1 protein-coding gene is annotated in these 593 nt (G+C 64.2%); it reads right to left on the bottom strand.

What is annotated here, in order from left to right:
* Positions 1 to 593, bottom strand: a 593-nt coding sequence (locus WHJ28_RS16440; protein ID WP_340043093.1) for a class II fructose-bisphosphate aldolase, incomplete at both ends; no start/stop codon positions are given.

Below are 593 nucleotides of genomic sequence, written 5' to 3'. Positions count from 1 at the left end.
ACATTGCCGGTGAGGACGGTGTCCATGATGGGGGGGAAGAACACGCGGGGATCGAAGGCAGCCTTCTTCTCCTCCAGCAGGGCGTACACGCCGCCGATGGAGGGGCTGTTCTGCAGCTCGGGCTTCTGAGCGAAGAGCTCCTTCATGTTGCGGGTGACGGCCAGACGGATGTCGGTGTCCACGTTGATCTTGCGGATGCCGCAGGGAATGGCCTCCATCAGGCGCTCAACCTGGATGCCGTAGGCATTCTGGATGTCGCCGCCCAGGTCGTTGATCTCCTTGACGATGTACTGGGGCACGGTGGAGGAGCCGTGGGACACCAGGGCGCAGAAGATGCCCAGACGGTTGATGCACTCCTTGATGGCGATGGGGATCTCCTTGCGGAGCTTGGCGTCCTTGCCCTTGTTGGCGCCGTGCTGGGTGCCGTAGGAGATGGCCAGGGCGTCCACGCCGGTCTTCTGGATGAACTCCACAGCGTCCAGGGGGTTGGTGTAGGTGGAGGTGGCGGCGAACACGTGGTCCTCCTGGCCGCCCAGCACGCCCAGCTCGCCCTCAACGGACACGCCGCGGGCGTGGGCATACTTGACCACCTC

Origin of the sequence: Flavonifractor porci (assembly GCF_037572415.1) — a bacterium.
GTDB lineage: Bacteria > Bacillota > Clostridia > Oscillospirales > Oscillospiraceae > Flavonifractor > Flavonifractor porci.
This window is presented reverse-complemented; position numbering and strand designations above follow the sequence as displayed.